Source organism: Peribacillus sp. NPDC096540 (assembly GCF_050278525.1).
Taxonomy (GTDB): domain Bacteria; phylum Bacillota; class Bacilli; order Bacillales; family DSM-1321; genus Peribacillus.
In genome coordinates this window covers 1-8,248 of the sequence record NZ_JBNNTG010000076.1, presented here as the reverse complement: position 1 = coordinate 8,248, position 8,248 = coordinate 1, and the positions used below count along the sequence as shown (strand labels likewise).

Sequence of the window (8,248 nt, the reverse complement as noted above, 5' to 3'; positions counted from 1 at the left end):
GCGAGTGCCTGGAGTGGAAATCAACGTTCGAATTTTCAAAACCCTCAAAAAAAATGTAGACAAACTCGATTTTCATCGAGTTTGTCTACATTCTGAGGATACCACATTTGTGGTATCCTCTTTTCTGATTACCTGGATAGAAATATTAGGAGATTGTTGCATTTTTTTTAGGTAGCATATTGGCAGATGCTAACCTTGAACGAATCGTAATGCCAAGCCATGAGGCAAGGAAGGCTTTTAGGGTACCGACAATTACAAATGGAGCAAATCCACTAGCAATGGCTGCTGGCCAAGTTAAGGATGCCATATATTTTAGCCATACAGTCCCTATGATTAAGGTAATAATCATCCCGATAATATTTGCAAGGAAAGCTATTACAACTGTAAAACGGGTTTTTTCTAAAATCAGACCGGTAATATATACAGTTGGAATATAGGATAATAAGTAACCGCCAGTTGGACCGAATATTTTTGCAAGTCCTCCAGACATTTCAGCAAATACCGGTACACCGGCAGCCCCAATAAACAAGTACAATAAAACTGAAGAGGTTCCATAACGTGAACCAAGTATAGTAGCCGCCAGTCCAATGGCCAGAGTCTGACCAGTAATCGGAACCAAAGGCAGTGGGATAGTAATTTGGGCGAATATTCCTATTAGTGCTGCAAATAAGGCTGTAACCATCATCATTCTTAATTTTTCATGACTTTCCTTCATAATGTTGCCTCCTATTGTAAACTCATCTGTTAGTTAAGTTAACATATAAGAATTTTAATATGATAAGTAAACGCTGTCAATAATATTTTGAATTTTTCTTTTTATAAAGCTGTTTTTAATAGATCAAGTATTAAAATGTACTGAGAAGGTTTGTCTGGTTTTAAAAGAGAATGATAAAAAAATGAAACCTTTAAAGCTTTAATTCGTATATATTGGTAGGGAAAGTATTTAAAGGGGGAATATAACAATACTTTTTTTGCATATATAGGTTAGAACAACGCATAAACTAATCAGTTAGAAGTTTACTTCAGCTGTTTAGGTATTGGGGAAAAAAATCCAATTTAAAGGATGAACGAGATGGAGTTATTTGGGGTTCCATTAGAAACAATTTATTTATATGGATTAATTATTTCCGGTGTACTAACTTTTTTATTTATTTTATTTAATGATATATTTTCCGGAATAGAATTACCGGACCAATTTAATCCAACTCTCATTTTTAGTTTTTTAACAGTATTTTTTGCAAGTGGTTTTTTATTTGAATCGGTTACAGGTCTTAATAGTGGAGTGATTGCGGCGATTTCCTTGCTTATTTCATTGTCCACTGTCACCTTATTGAATGTATTTGTTTTGATTCCCATTTCATCAGCAGAGGAAAGTTTAGCATTTCATGATAATGACCTGAGAGGAAGGGTTGGAAGGGTGCTGACATCCATCCCAGTTGACGGGTTTGGCGAAGTCTTAATTGAGAGTATTAGTGGTAGCATTGCGAAGACCGCTGCCAGTTTTAAAAATGAAGGAATTGCATCAGATACTAAAGTCTTAATCATTGAAGTCAAAAATGGGGTTGTTTATGTGATGCCTCATCAAAATTAATAAAAGGTTCGGAGGTAGTTTATGTTTAGTTTAATTTGGGTTGTTGTTGCTATTGTTGCTTTTTTACTTATTGCACTTATTGCTGTCTTTGTTACTAAATACCGTACGGCTGGTCCTGATGAAGCATTGATCGTAACTGGAAGCTACTTAGGTAGCAAAAATGTTCATATCGATGAATCAGGGAATAAAATTAAGATTGTCCGTGGTGGAGGGGCATTCGTTTTACCAGTGTTCCAGCAAGCAGAGCCATTGAGCTTGCTGTCAAGCAAACTTGAAGTCTCTACTCCCGAAGTGTACACAGAGCAGGGTGTTCCGGTCATGGCTGATGGAGTATCAATTATAAAAATTGGTGGTTCAATCACTGATATTGCCACTGCGGCAGAGCAATTTCTTGGAAAATCCAAGGATGATCGTGAACAGGAAGCACGTGAGGTACTTGAGGGACATCTTCGTTCCATTCTTGGCTCGATGACAGTCGAGGAGATTTATAAAAATCGCGAAAAGTTTTCCCAGGAAGTACAGAGGGTGGCTTCACAAGATTTGGCGAAAATGGGACTTATCATCGTATCGTTCACAATTAAAGATGTCCGAGATAAAAATGGATATCTTGAATCCCTTGGTAAACCAAGAATTGCACAAGTTAAGAGAGATGCTGATATTGCTACCGCGGATGCAGAGAAAGAAACGCGAATCAAGCGTGCTGAAGCCTCAAAGGAAGCCCAGCGTGCTGAACTCGAACGGGCAACAGAAATAGCGGAAGCGGAGAAGATTAACAAACTAAAGGTCGCAGAGTTCCGCCGCGAGCAAGATATTGCCAAAGCCCGTGCTGACCAAGCTTATGACCTTGAAACTGCAAGGTCAAAACAGGAAGTTACGGAACAGGAAATGCAAATCAGAATCATCGAGCGGCAAAAGCAAATCGAGCTTGAAGAAAAAGAAATTCTCCGCCGAGAAAAGCAATATGATTCTGAGGTGAAGAAAAAGGCGGATGCTGACCGCTATGCGGTAGAGCAGGCAGCCTCTGCTAATAAGATGAAACAGATTACAGAAGCGGATGCCGATAAATATAAAATTGAAGCTATGGCGAAAGCAGAAGCAGAACGTGTCAGAATGGATGGACTTGCAAAAGCGGATGCACAAAGGGCACAAGGTACGTCGGAAGCAGAAATTATCCGGTTAAAAGGGGTGGCAGAAGCGGAAGCTAAGGAGAAGATAGCTGAAGCCTTTGAACAGTTTGGTCAAGCGGCCGTGATGGATATGATTTTGAAAATGCTGCCGGAATATGCTAAACAAGTAGCAGGTCCACTTAGTAATATCGACAAAATTACCGTAGTGGATACGGGTGGAAGTGGTGCGAATGGCGGTGCGAATAAAGTGACTGGGTATGCAACGAATTTAATGGCAACACTGCAGGAGTCATTAAAGGCTTCTTCAGGCATTGATGTCAAAGACTTACTTGAGAATTTCTCTGGTAAGCGTAATTTGTTCCCGACCACAATCAATCAAGAGAATGCTGAAACGAATATGAATATGGCGGCAGGGAAAGAAGAAGTAGCAAAGTGAAGTTGAAAAAGGTAAGAGCATTATTATGCTCTTACCTTTTTTTTGTGGAGTCGTGTTAGGATGTCTATGCGCACTTTCTATATTTCTAAAAGATTTGGAGGCTTCTGTGGTTTTATTTAGCTTTTAATAGGCTAGTAAAAATATGACACGTTAAAAATAAGTGTCATATTTCTAATATTTTGTCGATATGTTCTCAACTAAAATGGTACGAATAAATTTTTGAATTTCTTCTACAAGATCAAAATTGCCTCCAAATATAAGCCAATCATAAAGTGTTCCTCTCATGCAACGTGTGATCAACATAGTAATTTCTTCAGATGGAATCTCTTTTCTAAATTCTCCTACATCTTGTCCTTCTTGAACAAATGAATGAACGATTCTGTATAGCGTTCTATCTGTGTCTGATAGAGAATTAGGTTGATTTGGAATCAATGCACTAATGTAAACTGTTCTCATCAAATCCTTCCCCAAGTCATCTCTCAAAAAATACATTTGAGATTTGGTTAAGAGAAGAATTTTCTCACTACAGCTAAGGTCTTTAGGTATTGTTTTAGTGAAAGAGGCATAAAAGTCATCAATTTCTTTAAACTTTTCAATGAAGATTTCATACTTAGATTTAAAATGCACATAAAACGCACCTTTTGATGTATTGCTAACACTTACGATTTCATCAACAGTAACCTGATTGAATCCTTTCTTGCTAAAAAGATCCAGTGCTACTTCCGAAATTTTCTTTTTAGTTTGTTGGGATTTAATTTGTCTTGGGGTAGAATGTGCCATTTAAATCTCTCCTTTTTAAAAAGTGGTTTAAAAATTGCCATTCGTAGAACTTCTCATAACTATAAACCTTATTTTATTTAGGCGATTATTATGAATAACAACTTGTTTATACATCTATCAGGCGCTATTCATTAGGATTAGGGCATCACTAGAGTCTGTTGATCGTTTTTTAATAAGGTTAATTATACAGGATTTGAGGAGATGTTCTTTATTTATTTCTAAATAGCTTGATGCTATAAAGCATGGAATTACCAAATTATCATAATTATAATAGAATTATAAATATTCTGAAAATTAATTGACTGAGATTGGATGTTTATTTATAATAAAAATCGAAGACTGTAGTTTGTGAATGTAGTCTCTATTTTGTTTTCTTTGTTGAGAAATGTAAGCGTTTTATTTGGGTGTGGCAAACATGCTGAAATTAAAAGGGGGAAAATGCTGTGGATATTGTCGGAAATAGAACTTTGAAAGAGTTATTAATCGAGCAAGCAGCTAAGCACCAAGATAAAACGTTTCTACTTTTTGAAGATATAGAACAGCAGAGATTTGAATTAACTTATGGTGAATTTGCTGATATAGTAAATCGTTTGAGTAATGTATTTATTGATTTAGGTGTAACGAAAGGTAAACATGTCACATTGCACCTCCCAAACTGTCTAGAGTTTATGACTTCGTGGTTTGCATTGGCTAATATCGGAGCTATTATGGTTCCAACCAACATTTTAGCTACTAAAGATGAAATGGAATATCTACTGAATCATTCGGAATCAATACTTCTCATTACGGAAGAGAAATATTTAGACAAATTTACAAACACACGTGAAAGTCTACCATATTTACAGGAAATATTGCTAGCTCGATATGAAAGTGAGAAATATGTGGATAAAAACTTAAAGCACTTAATAGCAAAAGCTAAATCTGATTTACCGGATATTTATGTAGATTCCGAGGATGTGGCTGCGTTACTTTATACATCAGGAACGACATCAAAACCAAAGGGAGTTCAGATTACTCACGCGAACTATTTATTCACAGGGGAAGTTATGTCAAAATCAATTCGCTTAGCTCCGAATGATAGGCAATTAATCGTTCTTCCACTGTTTCATGGAAATGCACAGTATTATTCTACAATGTCTGCTCTAGTAGTAGGGGGCAGTATTGCAATAACCGAACGATTTAGTGCTTCGCGTTATTTCAAACAAGCCAAAAGCTTAGGTGCAACGGTAGGTTCCTTATTCGCTGCACCTATAAGAATGATTCTTGCACAGAAATTCGATCAAACTGATAATAATCATTCTTTAAGAGTTATCTGGTTTGCTCAGTCGGTTTCGGAAGAACAATTAAAGGATTTTGAAGGGAAGTATAATGTCTCTTTACTACAGATGTATGGAATGACTGAAACTGTGGGAGTACCACTAATGAATCCATTAGATGGGATTCGCAATAATAAAAGTATTGGAAAGCCTACCATAGGTTATGAAGTAAAAATAGTCGATGAAATAGGAAATGAAGTACAAAATGGACAATCAGGTCAAATCGTAGTTAAAGGGATTCCGGGTCGATCATTAATGAAGGGGTATTATAAAAATTTAGAGGCAACGAAAGAAACATTAAGAGATGGTTGGTTGTACACAGGCGATAATGGCAGAATCGGGGATGATGGTTACTTTTATTTTGTTGATCGAATTAAAGATATGATTAAACGGGCAGGTGAAAATGTTGCGGCAAATGAGGTTGAAAGTGCTCTGGCAGATTATGAAGGGGTTTATGAGGCTGCTGTAATCAGCATTCCTGATGAGCTGCGCGACGAAGCTATTAAGGCATATGTTATTTTACATAAAAATTCCGATATCACAGAAGATGAACTTATTCTTTACTGTCGCAAACGCTTAGCCAAATTTAAAGTCCCTGATACAATAGAATTTGTTGATGAATTTCCCAGAACCCCAGTGGGAAAAGTGCAGAAACACATCTTACGACAAATACATAATCAAAAATTTAAAGCTCATTCCTAAAGATTTGTTAATAATAACGAAACTCAAATACCAATAGTTTTTATAAATTAATAGAATTGGGACAATGTTATTTGAAAAATGACAGAGTTCTATCAAAAGGGGATGTTCTATATGAATAAAAATCGAGTTTTATTGGCAAGTCTTTCCGGTTCAGTTATTGAATGGTATGACTTTTACTTGTACGGTACCGCTACGGGCTTAGTATTTTCAACTCTCTTTTTTTCAGGTCAAGATCCATCAATTGCCCTTCTTCTTGCATTTGCCACCTTTGGGATAGGTTATGCTGCGAGACCAATAGGAAGTATTATTTTTGGACACTTTGGAGATAGAATAGGACGAAAAGCTACTCTAATGTGTACTCTCATCGGTATGGGAGGTAGTTCATTTCTTATTGGTTTACTCCCTACTTATAATCAAGTTGGCCTGCTAGCGCCTATATTATTGGTTGTCCTAAGGCTTATTCAGGGAATATCCTTAGGAGGAGAATGGGGAGGAGCAGTCCTTTTGGCGACCGAATCCGCACCGAAAGGTCGTCGCGGACTTTACGGTTCTGTTCCACAATTAGGGGTTCCATTAGGTTTGGTAGCGGGTTCTTTCAGTCTTACGCTTATAGCCTACTTGACTACCGATGCTCAGTTTTTAGCCTGGGGTTGGCGGATTCCTTTCCTTTTTAGTGCTGTTCTAATCGTTTTGGCGCTTTGGATCAGAGGGGGAATTGATGAAACATCGGCTTTCCAACAGCAGAAGAAAAGTGGAGAAATTGCGAAAGTACCTATTGTAGAAACATTCCGCAATCATCGTAAAAGCCTTTTTCATGTGATTGGGCTTAAAATTGGAGATGGGTTTTTCAATGTATTTCTAATGTCATTTGTGCTTGTCTATACTACTACCTATTTGGGTTATTCAAACGAAATAGCCTTAACGGCTCTAACTATTGGCTGTGCTACGATGATTATTACAATTCCAGTGGTTGGGTACATTTCTGACTTCATCGGTAGGAAAGTTATCTATATTAGTGGATTAGTACTTATGTTTCTTCTTGCAATTCCTTACTTTATCATGATTGAACATGGAGCGACTTGGTTGTACTATATGCAAGCTGCCATGCTCGGTATTATCTGGGCGGCTATCTTTGCTACACAAGGAACATTGTTCTCTGAACTCTTTCCAGCTAAAGTTCGATATACTGGGCTATCATTCGGTTATCAAATGGCCGCAGCTATAGTAGGTTTTGGTCCAATGCTATGGACAACAATGGTAGATGCATTTGGCCCATCGCCTTGGGTATTTGGAGGATTCATGATGGGAGGGCTTACACTTTCTTTGGTATTAAGCCTGTTTGTTCCTAACACTAAAAATGTATCACAATATGAAGAAAATATAGAAAAGGTAAAAAAAGATAATTCATTTCAAATTTAATTATTAGCTGAATACCGGTAAGAGCTATAATGTCAATTTCTTTAACAATCATTATTTTCGTACCTCGGGCCTTCAGCTTTGGTTTTGGAGGTCCTTATGTAAGCGAACTGTTGGGAGTTTTTCCTGCGGGCACATTAGTTGGTCCTGTTTTTGGCGGCTACAGATTACCTTATCTTTACTACCATCCATATCCTTTTTTTAAAATGTAAATTAAATGGCTGGGTCTATAACCCAGTATTTTTTGATTTTAGCAAATATGTTCATCATATTCGGGTTTTAGGAAAGTTGACCACTTCTGTTTTTGATAGGAATAATGAAAACAATTAAAGAAAAAGGAAAAATCGTCAAAAAAGAGTGAACATTTATCATCAAAGCTATAGGAATTTAAAAAGTCAACAATAATAGCTTGTTGATCCACTAAATCAAATATTCCGGTTACATAAAATTGATAACTGAATTTATCATATAAAAAAAGATAGCCTGTATCCTCAAAAGCATTTTTTACTGAAATCTTATCCAATTTAACTCACTCCTTTCTTAACAATATACCTTTTACTTCTTAATATTATTCAGTGCTAAAAGGAAAAGATTACTATTGATAAATAATTATTGAAGATTGTTTTTTATCTTCTATACGTGGATAAAATAAAGCAACTGTATGGTGGGGGAACTGAGGGAATGAAAAACAGCACATCCATTATAAAAGGATGTGCTGCCAGACTGTAGACAAACTCGATGAAAATCGAGTTTGTCTACAGTTTTTTTGAGGGTTTTAAAAATTTGAACGTTGATTGGAACGTAGGGCACTCGCTTTCCGCGGGCGGTCCGGGAGCCTCCTCGGCGCCTTTGCGCCTGTGGGGTCTCCCTTGGACGCGCT

At 37.0% G+C, this 8,248-nt stretch carries 7 protein-coding genes; 4 read left to right on the top strand and 3 right to left on the bottom strand.

The window, feature by feature from the left end; all coding sequences use genetic code 11:
* Nucleotides 1-145: 145 nt before the first annotated feature.
* A complete protein-coding gene (locus tag ACQKMR_RS27770; protein WP_427700148.1) occupies nucleotides 146-715 on the bottom strand; it encodes a biotin transporter BioY in 570 nt (189 codons plus the stop codon).
* A gap of 357 nt (nucleotides 716-1,072) precedes the next feature.
* Here ACQKMR_RS27770 and ACQKMR_RS27765 point away from each other — a divergent pair, with 357 nt between their 5' ends.
* Complete coding sequence (locus tag ACQKMR_RS27765) at nucleotides 1,073-1,591, top strand: hypothetical protein (protein WP_427700147.1); 519 nt, start codon at nucleotides 1,073-1,075, stop codon at nucleotides 1,589-1,591.
* A gap of 21 nt (nucleotides 1,592-1,612) precedes the next feature.
* Nucleotides 1,613-3,154: an SPFH domain-containing protein gene (locus ACQKMR_RS27760; protein ID WP_427700146.1), complete on the top strand. Its 1,542-nt coding sequence runs from the start codon at nucleotides 1,613-1,615 to the stop codon at nucleotides 3,152-3,154.
* 171 nt (nucleotides 3,155-3,325) lie between these two features.
* On the opposite strand, the gene ACQKMR_RS27755 is transcribed toward ACQKMR_RS27760, so the two are convergent.
* Complete coding sequence (locus ACQKMR_RS27755) at nucleotides 3,326-3,934, bottom strand: TetR/AcrR family transcriptional regulator (protein WP_427700145.1); 609 nt, start codon at nucleotides 3,932-3,934, stop codon at nucleotides 3,326-3,328.
* 443 nt (nucleotides 3,935-4,377) lie between these two features.
* Here ACQKMR_RS27755 and ACQKMR_RS27750 point away from each other — a divergent pair, with 443 nt between their 5' ends.
* On the top strand, nucleotides 4,378-5,952 hold the full coding sequence (locus ACQKMR_RS27750) for an AMP-binding protein (protein ID WP_427700144.1): 1,575 nt from the start codon (nucleotides 4,378-4,380) through the stop codon (nucleotides 5,950-5,952).
* Nucleotides 5,953-6,063: 111 nt separating this feature from the next.
* Nucleotides 6,064-7,371: an MFS transporter gene (locus tag ACQKMR_RS27745; protein ID WP_427700143.1), complete on the top strand. Its 1,308-nt coding sequence runs from the start codon at nucleotides 6,064-6,066 to the stop codon at nucleotides 7,369-7,371.
* 247 nt (nucleotides 7,372-7,618) lie between these two features.
* Here the strand turns inward: ACQKMR_RS27745 and ACQKMR_RS27740 are convergent, their stop codons facing one another.
* Nucleotides 7,619-7,891 carry a hypothetical protein gene (locus ACQKMR_RS27740; protein WP_427700142.1) on the bottom strand — a complete coding sequence of 91 codons (273 nt, stop codon included), beginning with the start codon at nucleotides 7,889-7,891 and terminating at the stop codon, nucleotides 7,619-7,621.
* Nucleotides 7,892-8,248: the final 357 nt, after the last annotated feature.